This window comes from Rathayibacter sp. Leaf185 (assembly GCF_001423885.1).
Taxonomy (GTDB): domain Bacteria; phylum Actinomycetota; class Actinomycetes; order Actinomycetales; family Microbacteriaceae; genus Rathayibacter.
Genome location: NZ_LMPP01000005.1, coordinates 47,559 through 69,686, shown reverse-complemented (window position 1 = coordinate 69,686; position 22,128 = coordinate 47,559). Strand labels below are relative to the sequence as shown.

Here is a 22,128-nt window from a genome sequence, read left to right as displayed (position 1 = left end):
CGCGGTCGGCTAGCGCGAATCGCTGGGACGCGATTCACGCGTTCGCCTCCGAGGTGTTCGCCGGGCCTGGAGGCGGTGGCCTGTGGCCCGCGTAGCAGGCGCGTCGACGTCCACCTGGGCCAGAGGGTGAGGGGCACGGGGCGCACTGATGCAAGTGAGTCGCGATGCATCCTTCGAGCCGCTCGACCACCAGGAGTCGGCGGGGACCGTCCGACGGGTCCGCGAGGCGGGGTCCATGGGCGGGCTGGCTGACCGGTGGCTGAACGGGGAGGGGGTCCGAGGGGGAGGGAGGCGGAGCCCGCGTACGATGGAGGGCGTGCCAGCAGTGAATCTGGGTTTGCCCAAGGTCCCCGAGACCCTCGCCCCCCGCCGCAAGTCCCGTCAGATCAAGGTCGGCAAGGTGCTCGTGGGCGGCAACGCCCAGGTGAGCGTGCAGTCCATGTGCACGACGCCGACGACGAACATCAACGCGACGCTCCAGCAGATCGCCGAGCTCACCGCGTCCGGCTGCGACATCGTCCGCGTGGCGGTGCCGAGTCGCGACGACGCGGAGGCGCTCCCGATCATCGCCAAGAAGAGCCAGATCCCGGTGATCGCCGACATCCACTTCCAGCCCAACTACGTCTACGCGGCGATCGACGCGGGCTGTGCGGCCGTCCGGGTGAACCCCGGCAACATCCGCAAGTTCGACGACCAGGTCGGCAAGATCGCCGCCGCCGCGAAGGCCGCCGGCGTCTCGATCCGCATCGGCGTCAACGCCGGATCGCTCGAGCCGAGCCTGATGCAGAAGTACGGCAAGGCGACCCCCGAGGCGCTCGTCGAGAGCGCCGTCTGGGAGGCGAGCCTGTTCGAGGAGCACGACTTCCACGACTTCAAGATCTCGGTCAAGCACAACGACCCTGTCGTCATGGTGAAGGCCTACCGTCAGCTCGCCGAGCGCGGCGACTGGCCGCTCCACCTCGGCGTGACGGAGGCGGGGCCCGAGTTCCAGGGCACGATCAAGTCGGCCACGGCGTTCGGCATCCTCCTCGGCGAGGGCATCGGCGACACCATCCGCGTCTCGCTGTCGGCTCCGCCCGCGCAGGAGGTCAAGGTCGGCCTGCAGATCCTGCAGTCGCTGAACCTCCGCGAGCGCAAGCTCGAGATCGTCTCGTGCCCGAGCTGCGGGCGAGCGCAGGTCGACGTCTACACGCTCGCGAACGACGTGACCGCCGGCCTCGAGGGCATGACCGTCCCCCTCCGCGTGGCCGTCATGGGCTGCGTCGTCAACGGGCCGGGCGAGGCCCGCGATGCCGACCTGGGTGTCGCCTCCGGCAACGGCAAGGGCCAGATCTTCGTCAAGGGCGAGGTCGTCAAGACCGTCCCGGAGTCGGAGATCGTCAAGACGCTGATCGAGGAGGCCAACCGCCTGGCCGCCGAGATGCCTGCCGACGACACCTCGACCGGTTCTCCGGTCGTCACCGTCGCCAACTGAGCCGGCGCGCGAGCGGGCGGCCCGAGGACTCCGGATAGGATCGTCCCTCGTGGTCACCCGTCTCTCGCACCTGTTCGTCCGTACCCTCCGAGAGGATCCGGCCGACGCCGAGGTCGCCAGCCACCGCCTCCTGGTGCGGGCCGGCTACATCCGTCGCCAGGCTCCCGGCGTCTTCGCCTGGCTGCCCCTGGGGCTGCGCGTCAAGCGCCGCATCGAGCGCATCATCCGCGACGAGATGGAGGCGGCGGGCGCGCAGGAGGTCCACTTCCCGGCGCTGCTTCCCCGCGAGCCCTACGAGCTGTCGGGACGCTGGACCGAGTACGGCGACGGCGTCTTCCGCCTGAAGGACCGCAAGGACGCGGACTACATGCTGGCGCCGACGCACGAGGAGTTCTTCGCCCTCCTGGTCAAGGACCTGTACTCCTCCTATAAGGATCTGCCGCTCTCGATCTACCAGATCCAGGACAAGTACCGCGACGAGGCCCGCCCCCGCGCCGGCCTCCTGCGCGGCCGCGAGTTCACGATGAAGGATGCCTACTCCTTCGACTACACCGACGCCGGCCTCGACGCGAGCTACCAGCTGCAGCGCGACGCCTATGAGCGGATCTTCGCCCGCCTCGGGCTCGAGTACGTGATCGTGCAGGCCGACGCCGGTGCGATGGGCGGCTCGCGCAGCGAGGAGTTCCTGCACCCGACCCCTGTCGGCGAGGACACCTTCGTGCGCTCCGCGGGAGGCTACGCGGCCAACGTCGAGGCGTACCGGACCCCGGTTCCCGACGCGCTGCCGATCGAGGGGCTCGCTGCGGCGCGCGTCTTCGACTCGCCCGACACCCCCACCATCCAGACGCTCGTCGACCTCGCCAACGCCGAGCAGCCCCGCGACGACGGGCGTGCCTGGACCGCCGCGGACACGCTCAAGAACGTCGTCCTCGCGCTCACCGCGCTCGACGGCACCCGCGAGCTCGTGATCGTCGGGCTGCCCGGCGATCGCGACGTCGACCTCAAGCGCGCCGAGGTCGCCTTCGCGCCCGCCGAGGTCGAAGCGGCCACGGAGGCGGACTTCGCGAAACACCCCGGACTCGTCAAGGGCTACATCGGCCCCTGGTCCGCGGAGGGCTCCGTCCTCGGCGAGAAGTCGGCGACCGGCATCCGCTTCCTGCTCGACCCCCGGGTCGTCGACGGCACCGCCTGGATCACCGGAGCGAACACCGCCGGTCAGCACGTGCTCGACCTCGTCGCCGGTCGCGACTTCATAGCGGACGGCGTGGTCGAGGTCGCGGAGGTGCGCGCGGGCGACTCCGCCCCCGACGGCTCCGGCCCGATCGAGACCGCGCGGGGCATGGAGATCGGCCACGTCTTCCAGCTCGGCCGCAAGTACGCGGACGTGCTCGGTCTCAAGGTGCTGGACGAGAACGGCAAGCTCGTCACCGTCACGATGGGCTCCTATGGCATCGGGGTGACCCGGATCCTCGCGATCATCGCCGAGAGCAACCACGACGACCGCGGACTGATCTGGCCCGAGAACGTCGCGCCCTTCGATGTCCACGTGATCGCGACGGGCAAGGACCCGTCGGCGCTCGCCCTGGCCGAGTCGGTCGGCGCCTCGCTCGAGTCAGCAGGTCGGGAGGTGCTGATCGACGACCGCCCGAAGGTCTCGCCCGGCGTGAAGTTCGGCGATGCGGAGCTGATCGGAGTCCCGGTCATCGTCATCGCCGGCCGCGGCGCCCCCGACGGCGTCGTCGAGCTGTGGGACCGCCGGACCGGGGAGCGCGAGCAGCTCTCGGCCGCCGAGGCGCTCGCCCGTCTCGGAGCCTGAGGCCGGAGCCGTCATCCGCTCGTTCGGGTAGGATCAATGGTTCCGACGCGCGGATCGGGCGACCTTCAGGGCCGCCGATCCGCCGGACGTCGGACCGGACTTCGACGAGGTCGCGCATCCGCGACGCCAAGTGAATAGAGAGAAAGGCCCGCCTGTGGACATCGACCTGAGCGTTCTGAGACTTCTGGAGCGCGAGCGCGAGATCCCCTTCGAGGAACTCGTGCAGATCATCGAGCAGGCGATCCTCACCGCCTACCTCAAGCACATCGGACAGGCCGACGACGCCGACAAGGCGACCGCCGTCGACGCCCGTGTGCATCTCGACCGCAAGACCGGTCACGTCTCGGTCTTCGTGCCCGAGCTGGACGAGGAGGGCGCCGTCGTCGGCGAGTCCGAGGACTCGCCGCGCGACTTCGGCCGCATCGCCGCCTTCGCCGCCAAGCAGGTCATCAACCAGCGCCTGCGCGACATCGGAGACGAGAAGGTCCTCGGCGAGTTCAAGGGCCGCGAGGGCGACATCGTCGCCGGAGTCATCCAGCAGGGCCCGAACCCCAAGATGATCCACGTCGACCTCGGCTCGATCGAGGCGATCCTCGCCCCCGAGGAGCAGGTGCCCGGTGAGGACTACAGCCACGGTCGCCGCATCCGCGTCTACGTGACGAGCGTCGGCCGCGGACCCAAGGGCCCCTCGGTCCAGGTGTCCCGGACCCACCCCTCGCTCGTGCGCAAGCTCTTCGCACTCGAGGTCCCCGAGATCGCCTCCGGAGTCGTCGAGATCGTGTCGCTCGCCCGCGAGGCCGGCCACCGCACCAAGATCGCCGTCCGCGCGACCGAGCCCGGAGTGAACGCCAAGGGCGCCTGCATCGGCGAGCTCGGCCAGCGCGTGCGCGCGGTCACCGCCGAGCTGAACAACGAGAAGATCGACATCGTCGACTACTCCTCCGACCTGCCGACCTTCGTCGCGAGCGCCCTGTCGCCCGCCAAGGTGACCAGCGCCTTCGTGATCGACCAGAGCCTGAAGGCCGTGCGCGCACTCGTGCCCGATTACCAGCTCTCGCTCGCGATCGGCAAGGAGGGCCAGAACGCCCGACTCGCCGCGAAGCTCACCGGCGCGAAGATCGACATCCAGCCCGATTCGGTGATGGACGGGGAGTGATCCCCGCCCGTCGGCCGTGCGGGGAGGCGCTCCCGGGGACGAGGGAGTAAGGTGGAACCCGTCAGAACGTGCGTCGGCTGCCGTCTGCGCGCCCCCCGATCCTCTCTTCTGAGGATCGTCTCCCACTCCGATGTCCTCGCGGTCGATCCGCGGGCCGTCGCTGCGGGCAGGGGAGCGTGGCTCCACCCGACGAAGGACTGCTATGAACGCGCGGTCAAGCGCCGAGCGTTCAGCAGGGCGTTCCGGACACGCGAAAGCGTGGACGCGAGCGGCCTCGAGCAGTACCTCACCCGCGATCCGACCGGCTCGGCTCCTCATCCTGAGGGCCCGACGCAGCGCACGATCACACCATAGAGAACAGGCAGAACGGCCCGTGAACTGATCATGAGCGAAGACTGATGAGCGGCTCGAAATGAGACCCGTCCGTTCGTGACGCCTGCCCCCGTCTTGGGTGCAGGCCCAAGACAGGAGAGAAGTGGCAAAACCACGCGTACACGAGATCGCATCGGAACTCGGTGTCGATAGCAAGGTCGCACTTGCGAAACTGAAGGAACTGGGCGAGTTCGTCAAGGGACCGTCCTCGAGCATCGAGCCCCCCGTGGCCCGCAAGCTCCGCCAGGCCCTCCAGGGCCACGCCGGTGCAGGGGCGAGTGCTCCGTCGTCGACTCCGGCGGCACCCAGCAACACCGCCCGCCCCGGGGCTCCCCGCCCCTCCGGCGCCCGTCCCTCCGCGCCCACCCCCGGCCCGGTCAAGCCGCCCGCTCCGGCGCCGGCTCCTCCGATGTCGGTGGCCGAGCGCCAGGTCGCGGCTCAGGCCGCGCAGGAGGCTGCGGCCGCCCAGCGCGCCCAGGACGCCGCCAACGCACCCGCCGAGGCGCCGGCTCCGGCCGCACCCGCCGCTGCAGCGACCCCGGCCCCCGTCGAGACGCCCTCCGCCCCCGCGGCGGAGAAGCCCTCCGACGGCCCGACCCCCGGTGGCCCGAAGCCGGCGACCCCTCGCCCGGCCCCCGCGGCCGCCCCGCCGCGCTCCGGCGGAGCCGGTGGATCGACCCGCCCCGGCGGCGCGCCCCGGCCCGGCAACAACCCGTTCGCGAGCAACCAGGGCATGGGTCAGCGTCCCGCTGCTCCCCGCCCCGGGAACAACCCCTTCGCGAGCTCGCAGGGAATGGGCTCGCGCCCGACCCCGAGCAACATCCCCCGCCCTGCTGCTCCCCGCCCCGGCGCCCCGCGTCCCGGCGGTCCCGGCATGGGTCAGCGCCCTGCAGGCTTCGGCCAGCGTCCCGGCGGTCCCGGCGGCGGAGGAGCCGGTCGTCCCGGCGGCCCCGGTCGTCCGGCCGGCGGCGGCTTCCAGCGTCCCGGTGGCGCCCCCGGAGCAGGTGGCGGATTCGCCCCTCGTCCCGGTGGTGGCGGCGGTCGCGGTCGCGGTCCCGGTGGTGGCACCGCGGGTGCGTTCGGTCGCGGTGGCGGCAAGAGCAAGGCCCGCAAGTCCAAGCGCACGAAGCGTCAGGAGTTCGAGCTCAGGGAGGCCCCGTCGCTCGGCGGCGTCAGCGTCCCCCGCGGCGACGGCAAGACGGTCATCCGTCTGCGCCGCGGCGCGTCGATCTCGGACTTCGCCGACAAGATCGAGGCCATGACCGGCGTGCCGGTGCCCCCCGGCAACCTGGTCACGGTGCTCTTCGCCCTCGGCGAGATGGCGACGGCGACCGAGTCGCTCGACGAGGCCACCTTCGAGGTGCTCGGCGGAGAGCTCGGCTTCAAGATCCAGGTCGTCTCGCCCGAGGACGAGGACAAGGAGCTCCTGGAGGGCTTCGGTCTCGACCTCGAGCAGGAGCTCGACGACGAGACGGACGAGGACCTCGAGATCCGTCCCCCCGTCGTCACCGTCATGGGTCACGTCGACCACGGAAAGACGCGCCTGCTCGACGCGATCCGCAACGCCAACGTCGTCGCCGGCGAGGCGGGCGGCATCACGCAGCACATCGGTGCGTACCAGGTCGTCGCGGAGCACGAGGGCATCGAGCGCCCGATCACCTTCATCGACACCCCGGGTCACGAGGCGTTCACCGCCATGCGAGCCCGAGGTGCCCAGGTCACGGACATCGCGATCCTCGTGGTCGCGGCGGACGACGGCATCATGCCGCAGACCATCGAGGCGCTGAACCACGCCCAGGCGGCCAACGTGCCGATCGTGGTCGCGGTCAACAAGGTGGACAAGCCCGACGCCAACCCGGCCAAGGTGCGCCAGCAGCTCACCGAGTTCGGTCTGGTCGCCGAGGAGTACGGCGGAGACGTCATGTTCGTCGACGTGTCGGCGCGAGCCAACACGGGCATCCAGGACCTGCTGGACGCCGTGCTGCTCACCGCGGACGCCGGTCTCGACCTGCGCGCCAACCCCAACAAGGAGGCACGCGGAGTCGCGATCGAGGCGAAGCTCGACAAGGGACGCGGTGCGGTCGCGACCGTGCTCATCCAGTCGGGAACGCTGCGTGTCGGCGATGCGATCGTCGCGGGAACGGCCTACGGCCGCGTCCGTGCGATGGCCGACGAGAACGGCGTCGCCGTCCTCGAGGCCGTGCCGTCGCGACCGGTCCAGGTGCAGGGACTCTCGTCCGTGCCCCGCGCCGGCGACACCTTCCTCGTCACCGAGGAGGACCGCACGGCGCGCCAGATCGCCGAGAAGCGCGAAGCCGCTCAGCGCAACGCCCTGCTGGCCAAGGCCCGCAAGCGCATCTCGCTCGAGGACTTCACCCGTGCTCTCGAGGAGGGCAAGGTCGAATCGCTCAACCTCATCATCAAGGGCGACGTGTCGGGTGCCGTCGAGGCGCTGGAGGAGTCGCTCGTCAAGATCGAGGTCGACGACTCGGTGCAGCTGCGCATCATCCACCGCGGTGTCGGTGCGATCACGGAGTCGGACGTCAACCTCGCGACGATCGACAACGCGATCATCGTGGGCTTCAACGTCCGCCCCGACCCGAAGGCCCGCGAGCGCGCTGCTCGAGAAGGAGTGGACATCCGCTTCTACTCGGTCATCTACAACGCGATCGAAGAGGTCGAGAACTCGCTCAAGGGCATGCTCAAGCCCGAGTTCGAAGAGGTCCAGTCGGGTGTCGCCGAGATCCGCGAGGTGTTCCGCTCCTCGAAGTTCGGCAACATCGCGGGTGTCATCGTCCGCTCCGGCACGATCACCCGCAACTCGAAGGCGCGCGTCATCCGCGATGGCGTCGTCGTCGGCGACAACCTCGCCATTGAGTCGCTGCGTCGCTTCAAGGACGACGTCACGGAGGTCCGTACGGACTACGAGGCCGGTATCGGTCTCGGGAAGTACAACGACATCCAGATCGGCGACGAGATCGAGACGATCGAGATGAAGGAGAAGCCGCGAGGCTGATCCCGACTCCCCAGAAGGCCCGGGTCCGCCCGGGCCTTCTGGCTTCCCACCGGGCCTCCCCGAGGTCCGGCTTGCAGAGGTCGGTCCTCAGAAGTTCGGCTTCCGCAGGGGGCAGGCGGAGGTCTTCTCGTCGCCGCGCCATCCCGCGCCCTTCGGGCGCCCGCCAGACCCGAGCCAGGCGCGGCGACGAGAAGACCTCCACCCGCCAGCAGTGGAGGGGTGACAAACCTCGTCCCTCAGCGTCAGATCAGAAGAGACCGGTGCTTCTCGACGGGAGGAGCGGGTGGGGTGCCTCGTCGCGGCTCCTGGCTCGGGTCTGGCGGGAGCGCCGCAGGCGCTCGGGAGGGAGCCGTGACGAGGCACCCCGCCCGAGGTCGGATGGCGAAACCGAACGACCCGGCCCCGGCAGGGTAATGATTAGAGGACGGGCCGAGAGGTTCGTCGAGAGAGATGTGAGGACCAGCCATGGCAGATCCGGCACGGGCGAGGAAGCTCGCCGAACGGATTCAGGTGATCGTCGCCAAGCGACTCGAGCGTGGACTCCGCGACCCGCGGCTCGGCTTCGTCACCATCACCGATGTGCAGGTGACCGGCGACCTGCAGCACGCCTCCGTGTTCTACACGGTCTACGGCACCGACGAGGAGCGCACCGACTCGGCCGCGGCCCTGAAGGCGGCGACCGGGATGCTGCGCACCGAGGTGGGCAAGAACATCACGTCGCGGCTGACGCCGTCGCTCGAATTCATCCTCGACGCGGTGCCCGAGAACGCGAAGCACATCGAGGATCTCCTCGCTGCGGCGCGCAACCAGGACTCGCAGGTGCAGACGCTCGCCGCGAAGGCGGACTACGCGGGCGAGGCCGACCCGTACGTGAAGCCTCGTGAGGACGACGACGAGGACTAGGCGCTGAGCCCGAAGACTGCGGAGCCCGTGGCGACATCGACCGAGACCAGGTCGACGTCGACACGGGCTCCCGGCGTGAGCGGGGCCTGCACGTCGACCGTGATCTCGGGGTCGAGGAGCTGGACGGAGGAGCGGGTCCTGCCGGTCTGGACGACGATGCCCGTGAAGGTCGAACCCTCGTGGCCGCGGAGGATCGCCGCCTCGACGATGGAGGTCGCCGCCCGCGTGGCGGTTCCTGATCGGCGATCGCTCGCGGCCATCAGAGACGGGACCTCGGGCAGGGCCACGCGGAGCCAGGAGGGGACCTCCGTGCCGGAGGAGATCGCGAGGCAGGTCGCGAGACCGAAGCGGTCGACGAGGCGGCGCAGCGGCGCGGTGACGTGCGCGTACGGGGCGGCGAGGGCGGACTGCTCGGGCTGAGCCGGCACCGTGCCGTCGAAGGCGGTGTAGCCGGCTCCGCGGAACAGCGAGGCGGCGGCGTACATGACGGCGAGCTGGCGGGGGTCTGCCGTGTCGAGGCGGCGGAGGTAAGCGCCGTAGGGCTCGTCGGGTGCCCAGGGGGTGCCGAGAGCCTCGGTGCGGGAGCGGAAGGCGGCGAGGGTCGAGGCGTCGGCGGCGGGCATCGTGCGGAGGATGCCGATGCGGGCCTCGAGCATGAGCGACGCGGCTGCCATGCCGGTGAGGAGCGAGACCTGCGCGTTCCAGCCCTCGACGGCGAGGGGAGCGCGGCGTTCGACGCGGTAGCCGTCCTCGACGGCGACGATCTCCTCCTCGGGCAGGGTGAGGCTCGCTCCGCCGTGCTCGGCCTCGCGCTCGAGGCGCTCGCGGCCGAACCAGGGGAGCAGCGCGATCGACGGGTGCAGCGTCTCGGAGTCGACGTCGCGCTGGACGGACTCGTAGTCGAGGCGGGCGGCGCTGCGGACGAGTGCGCGCTCGAGGCGGACGGAGCGGGGCTCGGCGTCGGCGTCGAGAGTGAGCGTCCAGACCAGCGCCCGGCGGGTCTGCTCGGGGAGGAGGGAGGCGGTGCCCTCGGAGAGGACCGCGGGGTGCAGGGGGATTCGGCCGTCGGGGAGGTAGTAGGTCTGACCGCGGCGACGCGTCTCGGCGTCGAGTGCGCCTCCGGGGCGGATCACTGCGGGGACGTCGGCGATGGCGTAGCGGAGGACGACACCGTCGGCGGTGCTCTCGAGGTGGACGGCCTGGTCGAGGTCGAGCGAGCCGGGCGGGTCGATGGTCACGAAGGGGATCGCCGTGAGGTCGAGGCGGCCGGTGTCGTCGGCGACCCGGTCCGCCTCCTCGGCCTCGGCGAGCGCGTCGGGGGAGAATCCGGCCGGCAGATCGCTGCGCAATGCGGCGAGAGCGGCGGCGACGTCGTCGTCGGGACGGGGGAGGCGGAGGCGGCGATCGGTCACGGCGTCACGCTACCCGGCGCCTCCGACACGGTGGTCAGGAGTGGGGGAGCAGGTAGCCCTCGGCGGGGCCGCCGACCGCGAGGCCGTCGGCGAGAAGGCCGGCCAGCGCCCGGGCGCGCTGCTCGGCGTCGGGCCAGACCGAGTCGATCTCGGCGGCCGTGACGGGGCGGTGCGATGCCCGGAGCTCGGCGAGGATCAGTCCTCGCACCTGCCGATCGGAGCCCTCGAACGTCTTCTGGCGGGCCTTCACCGGGCCGTCGTAGGCGAGGTAGCCGGCGGCGCGCCAGCGGCAGGAGTCGCGGATCGGGCAGGAGTCGCAGCGCGGGGCCCGCGCGGTGCAGACGATCGCACCGAGCTCCATCATCCCGGCGTTGAAGGCGGCGGCGTCCTCGAGGCCCTCCGGGAGCAGGGCGTCCATGGCCGCGAGGTCGGGCTTGGCGCGCGGTGGGCCCGCCTCCGCGACTCCGCCGACCGCACGAGCGATCACCCGGCGCACGTTGGTGTCGACGACCGGGTGGCGAAGGCCGTAGGCGAAGACCGCGATGGCGCGCGCGGTGTAGTCGCCGATGCCGGGCAGCGCGAGGAGCGTCTCGACGTCGTCGGGGACGACGTTGCCGTGCTGCTCGGCGATCGCGCCGGCGCAGGCGTGCAGGCGGAGGGCGCGCCTCGGGTAGCCGAGCGACTGCCAGGCCCGCACCGCCTCGCCAGGCGGGACGGCGGCCAGATCGGCGGGCGTGGGCCAGCGCTCGAGCCACTCCGCCAGTCGCGGGATCACGCGGACGACGGGGGTCTGCTGCAGCATGAACTCGCTGACGAGGGTGCCCCACGCGGGGAACCCCTCGCGTCGCCAGGGGAGGTCGCGCGCGCTGGTGCGGAACCAGTCGACGATCTCGGGGGCGAATCCTGTGGGCATCGGCTCACCCTAAGGGGTGCCGCGTATCGTGGGCGGATGACCAAGTGGGCTCCCCGGAAGGCCGATGTGCTCGACGCTCTCGCCGCGGAGGTGCTGCACAACTACGGCCGAGGCCGGGTCGCCGTCGGCATCGACGGGGACGACCCCGAGGTGACCGCCGCGTTCGCGCTCGAGCTGGCGGAGGCGATCCGGCGCGCCGGGCACGACGCGATGGTCGCGCACCTCACCGACTTCCAGCGGCCGCGGGTGGACCGCGACGACGACGAGCTCCCGGAGGCGCAGCGTGCCTACCTGGGCCGCTACGACTACGAGCTGCTGCGCCGCGTGCTGATCGGCCCGTTCAAGATGGGCGGGAGCACCGGCTTCGTGCTGGCGGGCTTCGACGCCGTCCGCGACGAGCCGCGCCAGCCGAAGTGGCGGACGGCCGGTAAGGACGCGGTGCTGCTGGTCGACGGAGAGTTCGCGCTGCGGCCCGAGATCCGCGGCGCGTGGAATCTGAGCATCCGGCTCGACACGCAGGAGCCCCCGGTCGACGAGGCCTACCGGGCGAGCACCGACCCGCGCCGACTGGCGCCGGTGCTCGTCGACATCCGCGACCCGGAGCACCCCCGGCGTGTCTTCGCCGACTCGTGCTGAGCCGCTGGGGCGCGGAGCCGAGGGCGCTGGGGCGCTGAGCCGCTGGGGCGCGGAGCCGAGGGCGCTGAGCCGCTGGGGCGCGGAGCCGAGGGCGCTGGGGCGCGGAGCCGAGGGCGCTGGGGCGCGGAGCCGCTAGAGCGCCGAGCCGCGCCGCACGACCTCCGCCGAGGGGAGGAAGGCTCCCGTCCGCTCGACCTCGTGCACGAGCTCGACGAGCAGCTGGTTGACGGGCGCCTCACGGCCGAGCCGGTGCGCGGTGCGCACGACGGCTCCCGCGAGGTGGTCGATCTCGCTCGGGACGCCGCGGCGCACGCTCTGGAGGGTGGAGCCCGGGTTCGGCACGTCGCCCATCCGGGAGGCCATCCGCCGCGGCAGGAACTCGACGGCGGCGAGCGGAGCGGCCACGAGCGTGCGGACGGCGGTGTCGTTGAGGCCCTGCAGGGCGCCGAAGCGCACGCCGGAGGCGATCCCGATGCGCGCCGCCTCCTTCATCGCCCGCGCGAGCAGGCGTCGGAGCCCGGGATCGGCGATCGTCTCCTGCACCGAGAGCCCGGTGATCGCCGGCAGTGCGTTCACCTCGTTGATGAGCAGCTTCGTCCACTGCGCGCCGACGAAGTCGTCGGTCGTCGCGGTCGGGATCGCCTCGCCCAGGAGGGACGCGGCCCGTCGGACGTCGTCGTCGGCCGGTCCGCCGGGCACGCCGAGCGTGGTGGTGGCCGGCGCGGTGACGCTCACCCGTCCGGGCTCGAGGTGGCTCGCAGCGAAGAGCGCGAGCGCTCCGACGAGCCGGGCGTCGCGGACCTGGCGTGCCGCGGCCTGCAGACCGTCGAGTCCGTTCTGCACGACGACGAGCAGTGTGCCGTCGACCGTGCGGCGGTTCGCTCGGAGCGCGTCCTCCGCATCCTGCGCCTTGGTCGCGAGGACGGCGAGCTCGGGGACCAGGTCGAGCGTCTCGCCGCTGCGGACCCAGGCGGTGTGCTCGCCCCAGGCGCCGTCGAGACGGATACCGGAGCGGCGGATCGCGGTCAGGTGAGCGCCTCGCGCTGTCACCTCGACATCGTGTCCTGCACGATCCAGCAGCGCGGCGATCGTTCCCCCGACGGCGCCCGCTCCGAGTACTGCGATCCTCATCCGGACAGCCTAGGACGGGCGCCCCGGCGGTCCGAACGGAGTGCCCGCCCACGCCGGGCCGACTCCCGAACGGCGCGTGTATCCTCGCACCCGTGCTCGAGACCCCCGCCACCCCTGCGACGGCATCGAGCGGGACGGCACCGAACGGGACGGCACCGAACGGGATCCTCCTGCTCGACAAGCCGGGCGGCATCACCAGCCACGATCTCGTCTCGCGGACGCGTCGCCGCGCCGGGACGCGCAAGGTCGGTCACGCCGGCACCCTCGATCCGATGGCGACGGGCCTGATGATCCTCGGGCTCGGTCCGTCGACGCGGCTGCTCACCTACCTCGTCGGGCTCGACAAGCAGTACGAGGCGACGATCCGCCTCGGCGCCTCGACCAGCACCGACGACCGCGAGGGCGAGACCCTCGCGAGTGCCGAGCCGGGCCGCATCGCAGCCATCACTCCGGAGGCTGTCGACGCGGTCGTCGGGACCCTCACCGGTGCCATCGAGCAGATCCCGAGCTCGGTCAGCGCCATCAAGGTCGACGGACGCCGCGCCTACGCCCGCGCGCGCGACGGCGAGGAGGTCGTCCTCCCCGCGCGGCCCGTTACGGTCAGCGCCTTCGACGTGCTGGAGCGCCGGGAGGTCGACGGCTTCCTCGACCTCGACGTGCGGGTCAGCTGCTCCTCCGGCACCTACATCCGCGCCCTCGCCCGCGATCTCGGGGCCGCCCTCGGGGTCGGCGGGCACCTGACCGTTCTGCGCCGCACCTCCGTGGGTCCCTTCTCGATCGACACGGCGGGCGACATCGACGAGCTCGACGTCCCCTCCGCTCTGCTCACCCCGACGGCGGTCGCGGGCGAGCTGTTCCCCCTCCTGCACCTCGATGCGCAGGCCGCCGTCGACCTCGCGAACGGCAAGCGCATCGCGGCCGCGGAGGAGACGCTCGGCGCCACGGGTCTGCTCGCCGCGGTCGACCCGGCGGGCCGGCTCATCGGGCTCGCGGAGCGACGGGGCCAGGTGCTCAAGAGCGTCGTCAACTTCCCGACGGAGCAGACCAGGGCGGTCGCGCCGTGATCGACTGGTTCACGACGCTGCAGGTCGGCGTCGCCGTCGTCGCCGGGCTTCTCTGCCTCGTGCTCGGCCTCTTCGGCCGGCGCCCCTCCGATGTCTCGGTGGGGGCGACGGCGATCGTGGAGCTGCTGCTCATCGTGCAGCTCGCGGTAGCGATCGTCTCGCCGCAAGTGGGCAACAGCCCGACCGGCAGCCTGCCCGAGTACTACGTCTACCTGATCTCGGCGCTGATCCTGCCGCTCGCCGCCGGCTTCTGGGCGCTGATCGAGCGCAGCCGCTGGAGCACCGTGATCCTCGGTGTGGTCTGCCTCTCGGTCGCGGTGATGGTCTACCGGATGCACCAGATCTGGTTCTTCCAGGTCGCGTGAGCACCCCGCAGCCAGCGCCTACCATTGACCCTGCGATGTCGAATCAAGCCAGCGATGCGCCCGGACGGGCGACCACTCCCCGAGACCCCCGCACCCGTACCGCCCGCTCGACGCGGGCGAGGGGGTTCGGCAGTCTCCTCGTCGTGGTCTACGCGATCCTCGCGCTGGCCGCGACCGGTCGCTCCGTCTTCCAGATCATCGACCGCTTCGACGAGGCGCCCCTCGCCTTCTCGCTCTCGGCGCTCTCGGCCGTCGTCTACATCGTGGCCACCGTCGCGCTCGTCGCGCCCGGTCGTGTGTGGCAGCGCGTCGCGTGGGTGACGATCACCTTCGAGTTGATCGGCGTCCTCGTGGTCGGGGCGATCAGCGTGCTCGCTCCGCAGCTGCTGGGGCTCTCGAGTGTGGATCCGTTCGGCCGGCAGGCGACCGTGTGGTCGGCCTTCGGTGCCGGCTACCTCCTCATCCCGCTCGTGCTGCCCGTCCTCGGGCTCTGGTGGCTCCGGGTGCAGGGCCGCCGGGGCGCGGCCTGATGCGCGTCGAGACGACTCCGCAGGACCTCGCCGGGATCGGCCCCTCCGCCGTCACGATCGGGAAGTTCGACGGCGTCCACTCCGGCCACCGCGCGGTCATCGGCACGCTGCACGAGCGGGCGCGCGAGCAGGGTCTCGCCGCCGTCGTGGTCACGTTCGACCGGAACCCGCTCAGCGTCATCGCTCCCGAGAAGTGCCCGCCCGCGCTGGTCGGCAACGAGCAGAAGCTCGAGCTGCTGGCCGGCACCGGCGTCGACGCCACGCTGCTGCTCACCTTCGACGAGGCCTTCCGCTCACTGACGGCGGAGGAGTTCGTGCAGCAGGTGCTGGTCGACGCTCTCGAGGCGCGCATCGTGCTCGTCGGCTCCGACTTCCGCTTCGGGGCGCGCGGAGCGGGCGATGTCGACCGCCTCCGCGAGCTCGGCGGGGTGCACGGCTTCACGGTGGAGCTGATCGACGACGTCCGCCCCGAGCACGGCCGTCGCGTGTCGTCGACGTGGATCCGCGAGCTGCTCGCCGACGGCGACATCGAGCACGCGACGTGGCTCCTCGGTCACGAGCCCGTGGTGCGCGGAGTGGTGGTGCACGGCGCCAAGCGCGGGCGCGAGCTCGGCTTCCCGACGGCGAACCTGTCTCCGCAGTCGCAGGGGCTCATCCCGGCCGATGGCGTGTACGCGGGCCGGCTGACCGCCGAAGGGCGCACCTACCCGGCGGCGATCTCGGTGGGCAGCAACCCGACCTTCGTCGGCGTGCCGCCCAAGCAGGTCGAGGCCTTCGTGCTCGACCAGACGCTCGATCTCTACGACCTGGTCGTCGATGTCGCGTTCGTCTCGCGGATCCGCGGACAGGTCGCCTACGAGGGAGTCGAGCCGCTGATCCGTCAGATGAACGACGACGTCGCCCGGGTGCGCGCCGTCCTCGGCATCGCCTGACCGGACCCTGCGGCACCCGGCTCGCATAGCAGCGGGCGCTCCGCCGCACCAGGCCGCGAGCCTGTCGGAGGTGCGGCGTAGCGTGGATCGCATGAGCGAATCCTCCACGGCCCCGTCGCGCCCCCTCGCGCTCGTCACCGGCGCCACCGGCTACATCGGCGGGCGCCTCACCCCTCGTCTGCTCGAGGCCGGCTTCCGCGTGCGCGTGCTCGTCCGCGACCCCCGCCGCCTCGCCGAGGTGCCGTGGGCCGAGCAGGTCGAGGTCGCCCAGGGCGATCTCGCCGATCCGGAGTCGCTGACCGCGGCGTTCGAGGGCGTCGACGTCCTCTACTACCTGGTGCACTCGATGGGGTCCGGTGCCGATCACGCGCACTTCGAGGAGGTCGAGAGCCGCGCCGCGACGAACGTCGCCGAGGCCGCCCTCGCAGCGGGCATCGAGCGGATCGTCTACCTCGGCGGGCTGCACCCCGACGGCGAGGAGCTGTCGAAGCACCTGCGCTCCCGCGCGGAGGTGGGACGGATCCTGATGGCGTCGGGCGTGCCGACGATCGCCCTGCAGGCCGGCGTCATCATCGGCTCCGGATCGACGTCGTTCGAGATGGTGCGGCACCTGACCGACATCCTCCCGTACATGCCCGCGCCGCAGTGGGTGCGCAACTTCATCCAGCCGATCGCCGTGCGCGACGTGATGCACTACCTGATCGGCGCCGCCTCACTCGAGGACCGCACGCTCAACCGCACGTTCGACATCGGCGGCCCCGACGTGCTGCGCTACGGGCAGATGATGAACGGCTACGCGGTCGAGGCGGGTCTGCCGCAGCGGCCGATCGCCTCGCTGCCGGTCTTCACACCGTGGCTCGCCTCCCAGTGGGTCAACCTCGTCACGCCCATCCCGCGGTCGCTCGCGGTGCCGATCATCGCCTCGCTGCAGTACGACTGCATCGTGCGCGAGCAGGACATCCGTGAGCTGATCCCGGACCCCGAGGGCGGGCTCACGGGCTACCGCCGCTCGGTACGGCTCGCGCTCGGCAAGATGCAGACGGGCGAGATCGAGACGAGCTGGCAGAACTCCGAGGTGGTCGGTGCTCCGAGCGATCCCCTCCCGAGCGACCCGGAGTGGGCGGGCCACACGGTGTACGTCGACCGCAAGGTCCGGAAGACGGACGCCGATGCGGCCAAGCTCTGGCGGGTCATCGAGGGCATCGGCGGCACCAACGGCTGGTACTCGTTCCCGCTGGCCTGGGCGATCAGGGGCTGGATGGACAAGCTCGTCGGGGGAGTGGGCCTCCAGCGCGGGCGCCGCGACTCCGAGCGCCTGCACGCGGGCGATGCGCTCGACTTCTGGCGGGTGGAGGCCATCGAGCGGCCGACGCTGCTGCGCCTGCGAGCCGAGATGAAGGTGCCGGGAGGCGCGTGGCTCGAGATGCATGCGGAGCCGGCCGAGGGCGGCGGCTCGGTCTACACCCAGCGGGCCGTCTTCTTCCCTCAGGGGCTCGCCGGACGGCTGTACTGGTTCGCGGTCCTGCCGTTCCACGGCGTCATCTTCAACGGCATGGCGAACCGCATCACGGCGACCGCGGCGGGTCTGAAGGACACCGCCGATGAGCGCTCGCCTGGCGGTCTCACGGTCCAGCGGTGACAATGGGAGGGTCCGTGGGCGGCGACGTCGGCCCGGACGCTACCGAGAGGAGCACGATGAGCGAACGGTCGGACACGGACGCGGGGCGCGATCTCCAGCTGGGCAAGGTCCTCTTCGTCGGGGACAGCATCATCCAGGGTGGTGAGTGGGGCCAGTGGCTGGCCGCGTCGACCGTCGTCGACGAGGGCGTCGGAGGAGCGACCACGGCCGACGTCGTCGCGCGCCTCCCCGAGCTCATCGAGCAGGCGCCCGACACGGTCGTGGTGCTCGTCGGCACCAACGACCTCGCCTGGCACCGCACGACGGAGCACATCGTCAGGAACATCGAGACCATCGTGGCGACCTTCCGCCGCGACCTCCCCGACATCCGGATCCTGGTGATCTCGGTGCTGCCGCGCGGACACGAGTTCTCGCCGCAGATCCGCGAGATCAACCGGCACCTGTGGCAGTTCGCGCCCACCGCCCATGCGGGCTACCTCGACCTCTGGCCCGTGCTCGCGGGCGAGGACGGCGGGATCCTGCCCGAGTACTCCGAGGACGGGCTGCACCTCACCGAGGGGGGCTACCGCGCCTGGCGCGAGGCGATGGGGCCGGCGCTCGACTCCGTGCTGCGCATGCCGCCGCGCACGCGACCGATCACGCTGCCCTTCGACGAGTTCGCGCGGCCCAAGACGGCCTGAGCTCAGCGCAGGCCGGAGCTCAGCGGGGCTGGAGTCCGGAACGGGCCGGATCAGAGCCCTCTGATCGGCTCCGCTCAGTGTCCGCATAGCCCCCGGGTCGACTCTCGTCCCGCGCCCCGCTCGGGGTGCGGAACGAGAGGCGGAGACATCATGGGTGCTGGCAGCGACACGATCGAGAACGAACGGCGCGAGACCGCGACGGGGTGGCCGGCGCCGGCCGCGGCCGATGTGTCGGAGGGCAGCAGGTCCTCCGTCGCACCGCGCCGGCCCTGGTGGCGGCACCGCGCGGCCCTGATCATCGCCGCGGTCGTCGCGGGACTCCTCCTGCTCGCCGGCGGCTTCGGGGTCGGCTACGGCGTGGGGAACGCCGTCGGCTCCTCCGTGGGCGGCTTCGACCCACGGGGACAGATGCCGGACGGCGGGTTCGGCCAGGGCGGCGGACCGGGATCGCAGTTCGAGGCTCCGGACGGCACCGGTTCGGGCGCCGGCGGCACGTCGGGGTCTGCTACGAGCTGAGCGCGGCGGTGAATGCTGCGAGCGCATCCTCCGAGAAGAGGACGAAGCGCACCTCGTCGAGCGCGCCGTCGACTGCGGCGGCACGCACCGACTCCACCGCGATCCGCGCCGCGTCGCCCATCGGCCAGCCGTAGACGCCGGCCGAGATCGCCGGGAACGCCATCGTGCGGGCGCCGAGGGCGCGGGCGGTGCGGATCGATGCGGTGTACGCCGAGGCGAGCACGGCGCTGCGGTCCTCCCGCGCCGAGAAGACCGGCCCGACGGTGTGGACCACCCAGCGGGCGGGCAGCTTCCCCGCGGTCGTCGCCACGGCCGATCCCGCCGGCAGACCTTCCTCGAGGTCGGTCTCGCGGAGGCGGCGGCATTCGGCGAGGATCTCGGGACCGCCTGCGTGGTGGATCGCACCGTCGACTCCGCCTCCGCCGAGCAGGGACGAGTTCGCAGCGTTGACGATCACGTCGACGTGCTCGCGAGTGATGTCGCCGCGGACGGCGGTGAGCGTGGTCACCGTCAGGACCGGTTGTTCGAGAGCTCGAAGATCTTCACGAGCTCGGCGATGGCGGCCTCGCGGGCGTCGCCGCCCTCCTCGAACATCGCCGTGATGTGGGTGCGGAGGTGATTCTCGACGATCAGCTTGTTGAGCGAGCCGAGCGACTTCTGAATCGCGAGGGACTGCGTGACGATGTCGACGCAGTAGTCCTCGTTCTCGATCATCTTCTCGAGCCCGCGCATCTGGCCCCCCAGGATGCGTGCTCGGTGCAGGGAGCGTTTCTTGAGGTCCTCGATCACGCGGTCAGCCTACGCCGCCGCCGGATACGGGGCGGGGGTATCGCCCGTACCATCGGAGGGTGAATGCGCAGAGAGCCGGCTCCGGAGCGACCGACCGCTACCCGTCCCGGGGAATCGCGAAGATGGCGCTCGCGCCGGGCATCCTGGCCGCGATCATCCTGCTCGCCGGGCTCGCCCTCGTCGGAGGCGACGCCTACGACTTCGTCCGCTACCCGGTCGCCATCCTCGCCGCGGTGATCGGGTGGTTCGCGCTCCAGGCGAAGTCGTACCTCTGGCTCGTGGGCCTCGTCTCGATCCTCGTGCTCTGGAACCCGGTGCTGCCGTTCTCGTTCCCGGACGCCGTGTGGTCCTCGCTCCACCTCGCCGCCGTGGGCGTCGTCGTGGCCGCCGGCCTGCTCATCAAGGTGCCGGTCGCGGACTGACCGCGTCCCGCCGCGCCGGGGAGTAGACTGGAGTCGCGTCCGCACGTCCGGGGATGCTGCGACCGGGTCTCAGACCCGTTGCTCGGAGCTCCCGACGGCCAGCGGATGCATCGATGCCCGTCGCTCCTCGTGAGCAGCGTGGCGAGTGCACTGCGACGGCAGAGCGCGGGAATCCCTCCTCCGCCCCGTCACACGTGGAGGAGGAGCATGGCTCGCAGCGGCCAGCGTCAGTCCGGTCAGACGCGTCGACCCGCGAACGCCGCCGGGAGCCGTCCGCGCTCGCGATCGCGCGGAGTGGACAACTCGGGCATCATCCCGATCCTCGCGCGACGGGTCCGCGAGGTCGAGGCGAAGGCGCAGACCGGGAAGGTCGGTCCGACCAACCGGACGAAGTTCCTCGTCATCGCGCTGCTGATGCGCGAGGAGCGCAAGCGCGTCAAGGTCGACACCGAGCTCAGCGACTCCCAGCGTGCCGAGGAGATGAAGCGTCTCGACGGCATCGCCACGATCCTCGCGAAGACCGCCGCGCGCGATACGAGCCTGATCGCCCTGCTCGAGTCGGAGGCCGGCATCACGGCGGCCGCGCAGAAGCTGCGCCGAGACTGGCTCCTCGAGGCCGGCGCCGAGTTGAGCCCCGACGAGCTGCTGATCGTCACCGAGCCGGAGCCCAAGCCCGAGGTGCCCGTCAACCAGGTGGTTCCGCAGTCGGTGCGTGCCCGCCAGCTCGCCAACCCGTTCCTCCCGCCGGACTTCTCGATCGCGACTCCGGCCCCCGCGCCCCGCCGCCGCCTCGACGACTGGGAGCTGCTCGGCCCGCTGTTCAAGGCGTTCGAGTACGGCGCCGGTGGACGCGCCGCGAGCATGGAGCTGCCCGAGCCTCCCACCATCGACCGTGTGACGCCGCGCGGTCGCGAGCTGATGCCGCACCAGGCGCGCTTCATCGAGAGCGCTAGGGAGGGGCACCGCAGCTTCCTCCTCGCCGACGAGCCGGGCCTCGGCAAGACGGCGCAGAGCCTCCTCGCCGCCTCCGTCACCGGCTCGTACCCGCTGCTCGCGGTCGTGCCCAACGTCGTGAAGATGAACTGGGCCCGCGAGGTCGAGCACTGGACTCCGCAGCGCCGTGCGACGGTGATCCACGGCGACGGGACCACGCTCGACGCGTTCGCCGACGTCGTCATCGTCAACTACGACATCCTCGACCGGCACAGCGGCTGGCTGGGGAGCCTCGGCTTCCGCGGAATGGTCGTCGACGAGGCGCACTTCATCAAGAACCTCCGCTCGCAGCGCTCGCAGAGCGTCCTGGCGCTCGCGGCCAAGATCCGCGAGACGACGCCCGGCCACGATCCGCTGATGATCGCCCTCACGGGAACGCCGCTCATCAACGACGTCGACGACTTCCGCGCGATCTGGCGGTTCCTCGGCTGGATCGACGAGACCAAGCCCGGGCCCGATCTGATGCGCCAGCTCGAGGACACCGGGCTCACCCCGGCCGACACAGCGTTCTACCCGGAGGCGCGCGAGGCGGTCATAGACCTCGGCATCGTCCGCCGCAAGAAGATCGACGTCGCCGCCGATCTGCCCTCGAAGCGGATCGTCGACCTGCCCGTCGAGCTCGACGACGACCTCGGGCGCTCGATCCAGAAGGCGGAGCGCGAGCTCGGCGCCCGCATGCTGCAGCGCTTCAAGGCGGTCACCGCCTCGATCACGCACGAGCTCGACGACACCGAGCAGGAGCGGTTCATCCGCATCGTCGCGCAGAGCGAGCTGGAGGAGTCGAAGTCGGCCAAGACCGGCGAGAACGTCTTCACCATGGTGCGCCGGATCGGCCAGGCGAAGGCGGCGCTGGCCGCCGACTACGCGTCCCAGCTGGCTCGGTCGGTCGGCAAGGTCGTGTTCTTCGCGAAGCACGTCGACGTGATGGACCAGGCAGAGGACACCTTCGAGAAGCGCGAGCTCACCTCCGTCTCGATCCGCGGCGACCAGACCGCGACGTTCCGGCAGGCGCAGATCGATGCGTTCAACGAGGACCCCGACGTGTCGGTCGCCGTCTGCTCGCTGACCGCGGCGGGTGTCGGGGTCAACCTGCAGGCGTCCTCGAACGTCGTGCTCGCCGAGCTGTCGTGGACCTCGGCCGAGCAGACGCAGGCCATCGACCGCGTGCACCGCATCGGTCAGGAGGAGCCCGTGACCGCCTGGCGCATCATCGCGGCGCACACGATCGACGCCAAGATCGCCGAGCTCATCGACGCGAAGGCGGGCCTCGCCGCCCGCGCGCTCGACGGTGCGGAGGCCGAGACGGCCTCGGCCGACACGGTGCAGCTCGATGCGCTGATGCACGTGCTGCGCGAGGCGATCGGCTGAT

General features: G+C 71.4%; 21 protein-coding genes. 16 read left to right on the top strand and 5 right to left on the bottom strand.

The window, feature by feature from the left end; all coding sequences use genetic code 11:
• Positions 1-316 precede the first annotated feature (316 nt).
• From ispG to rbfA, 6 genes are all read left to right on the top strand, one after another.
• The gene (gene ispG, locus ASG06_RS16365; protein ID WP_082499330.1) at positions 317-1,474 is read left to right on the top strand and encodes a flavodoxin-dependent (E)-4-hydroxy-3-methylbut-2-enyl-diphosphate synthase; all 1,158 of its coding nucleotides are present in this window, start codon (positions 317-319) and stop codon (positions 1,472-1,474) included.
• Between the two features lie 49 nt (positions 1,475-1,523).
• Entirely contained in the window at positions 1,524-3,290 is a 1,767-nt protein-coding gene (locus ASG06_RS16360) for a proline--tRNA ligase (RefSeq protein WP_056044486.1), read from the top strand.
• 154 nt (positions 3,291-3,444) lie between these two features.
• Complete coding sequence (gene nusA, locus ASG06_RS16355; RefSeq protein WP_056044484.1) at positions 3,445-4,446, top strand: transcription termination factor NusA; 1,002 nt, start codon at positions 3,445-3,447, stop codon at positions 4,444-4,446.
• A 51-nt stretch (positions 4,447-4,497) separates the two neighbouring features.
• Positions 4,498-4,800 carry a YlxR family protein gene (locus ASG06_RS19660; RefSeq protein ID WP_082499306.1) on the top strand — a complete coding sequence of 101 codons (303 nt, stop codon included), beginning with the start codon at positions 4,498-4,500 and terminating at the stop codon, positions 4,798-4,800.
• 121 nt (positions 4,801-4,921) lie between these two features.
• Positions 4,922-7,834: a translation initiation factor IF-2 gene (gene infB, locus ASG06_RS16350; protein ID WP_056044481.1), complete on the top strand. Its 2,913-nt coding sequence runs from the start codon at positions 4,922-4,924 to the stop codon at positions 7,832-7,834.
• Between the two features lie 465 nt (positions 7,835-8,299).
• Positions 8,300-8,737 carry a 30S ribosome-binding factor RbfA gene (gene rbfA, locus ASG06_RS16345; RefSeq protein WP_056044480.1) on the top strand — a complete coding sequence of 146 codons (438 nt, stop codon included), beginning with the start codon at positions 8,300-8,302 and terminating at the stop codon, positions 8,735-8,737.
• Here rbfA and ASG06_RS16340 read toward each other — a convergent pair.
• Both ASG06_RS16340 and ASG06_RS16335 read right to left on the bottom strand, forming a co-directional pair.
• Positions 8,734-10,149, bottom strand: a complete 1,416-nt coding sequence (locus tag ASG06_RS16340; RefSeq protein WP_056044477.1) for an RNB domain-containing ribonuclease — start codon at positions 10,147-10,149, stop codon at positions 8,734-8,736. The two genes, rbfA and ASG06_RS16340, sit on opposite strands and share 4 nt — an antisense overlap.
• A gap of 34 nt (positions 10,150-10,183) precedes the next feature.
• Positions 10,184-11,062 (bottom strand): A/G-specific adenine glycosylase, encoded by an 879-nt coding sequence (locus tag ASG06_RS16335; RefSeq protein WP_056044475.1) that lies wholly within the window; start codon positions 11,060-11,062, stop codon positions 10,184-10,186.
• A gap of 36 nt (positions 11,063-11,098) precedes the next feature.
• Here ASG06_RS16335 and ASG06_RS16330 point away from each other — a divergent pair, with 36 nt between their 5' ends.
• Positions 11,099-11,698 carry a hypothetical protein gene (locus ASG06_RS16330; RefSeq protein WP_056044473.1) on the top strand — a complete coding sequence of 200 codons (600 nt, stop codon included), beginning with the start codon at positions 11,099-11,101 and terminating at the stop codon, positions 11,696-11,698.
• 132 nt (positions 11,699-11,830) lie between these two features.
• Here the strand turns inward: ASG06_RS16330 and ASG06_RS16325 are convergent, their stop codons facing one another.
• Complete coding sequence (locus ASG06_RS16325) at positions 11,831-12,829, bottom strand: ketopantoate reductase family protein (RefSeq protein ID WP_056044471.1); 999 nt, start codon at positions 12,827-12,829, stop codon at positions 11,831-11,833.
• Positions 12,830-12,921: 92 nt separating this feature from the next.
• On the opposite strand from ASG06_RS16325, the gene truB reads away from it, so the two are divergent.
• The 7 genes from truB (at position 12,922) to ASG06_RS16290 (ending at position 18,555) form a co-directional block, all read left to right on the top strand.
• The gene (gene truB, locus ASG06_RS16320; protein WP_082499305.1) at positions 12,922-13,893 is read left to right on the top strand and encodes a tRNA pseudouridine(55) synthase TruB; all 972 of its coding nucleotides are present in this window, start codon (positions 12,922-12,924) and stop codon (positions 13,891-13,893) included.
• Positions 13,890-14,258, top strand: a complete 369-nt coding sequence (locus ASG06_RS16315; RefSeq protein ID WP_056044469.1) for a hypothetical protein — start codon at positions 13,890-13,892, stop codon at positions 14,256-14,258. Before truB ends, ASG06_RS16315 begins: the two co-directional genes overlap by 4 nt.
• 35 nt (positions 14,259-14,293) lie before the next feature.
• Positions 14,294-14,788 (top strand): hypothetical protein, encoded by a 495-nt coding sequence (locus ASG06_RS16310; protein ID WP_231727794.1) that lies wholly within the window; start codon positions 14,294-14,296, stop codon positions 14,786-14,788.
• Positions 14,788-15,720 carry a bifunctional riboflavin kinase/FAD synthetase gene (locus ASG06_RS16305; protein WP_056044465.1) on the top strand — a complete coding sequence of 311 codons (933 nt, stop codon included), beginning with the start codon at positions 14,788-14,790 and terminating at the stop codon, positions 15,718-15,720. Before ASG06_RS16310 ends, ASG06_RS16305 begins: the two co-directional genes overlap by 1 nt.
• 91 nt (positions 15,721-15,811) lie before the next feature.
• A complete protein-coding gene (locus tag ASG06_RS16300; protein ID WP_056044463.1) occupies positions 15,812-17,359 on the top strand; it encodes an SDR family oxidoreductase in 1,548 nt (515 codons plus the stop codon).
• Between the two features lie 56 nt (positions 17,360-17,415).
• A complete protein-coding gene (locus tag ASG06_RS16295) occupies positions 17,416-18,039 on the top strand; it encodes a GDSL-type esterase/lipase family protein (protein WP_056044461.1) in 624 nt (207 codons plus the stop codon).
• Positions 18,040-18,189: 150 nt separating this feature from the next.
• A complete protein-coding gene (locus ASG06_RS16290; RefSeq protein ID WP_056044460.1) occupies positions 18,190-18,555 on the top strand; it encodes a hypothetical protein in 366 nt (121 codons plus the stop codon).
• On the opposite strand, the gene ASG06_RS16285 is transcribed toward ASG06_RS16290, so the two are convergent.
• The gene (locus ASG06_RS16285; protein WP_056044458.1) at positions 18,545-19,063 is read right to left on the bottom strand and encodes an O-acetyl-ADP-ribose deacetylase; all 519 of its coding nucleotides are present in this window, start codon (positions 19,061-19,063) and stop codon (positions 18,545-18,547) included. The two genes, ASG06_RS16290 and ASG06_RS16285, sit on opposite strands and share 11 nt — an antisense overlap.
• A 2-nt stretch (positions 19,064-19,065) precedes the next feature.
• Positions 19,066-19,344, bottom strand: coding sequence for a metal-sensitive transcriptional regulator (locus ASG06_RS16280; protein ID WP_056044456.1), 279 nt, complete (start codon positions 19,342-19,344; stop codon positions 19,066-19,068).
• 59 nt (positions 19,345-19,403) lie between these two features.
• Here ASG06_RS16280 and ASG06_RS16275 point away from each other — a divergent pair, with 59 nt between their 5' ends.
• Positions 19,404-19,766, top strand: a complete 363-nt coding sequence (locus ASG06_RS16275; RefSeq protein WP_082499304.1) for a DUF6804 family protein — start codon at positions 19,404-19,406, stop codon at positions 19,764-19,766.
• Between the two features lie 207 nt (positions 19,767-19,973).
• Positions 19,974-22,127, top strand: coding sequence for a DEAD/DEAH box helicase (locus ASG06_RS16270; RefSeq protein WP_056044454.1), 2,154 nt, complete (start codon positions 19,974-19,976; stop codon positions 22,125-22,127).
• Position 22,128 lies beyond the last annotated feature (1 nt).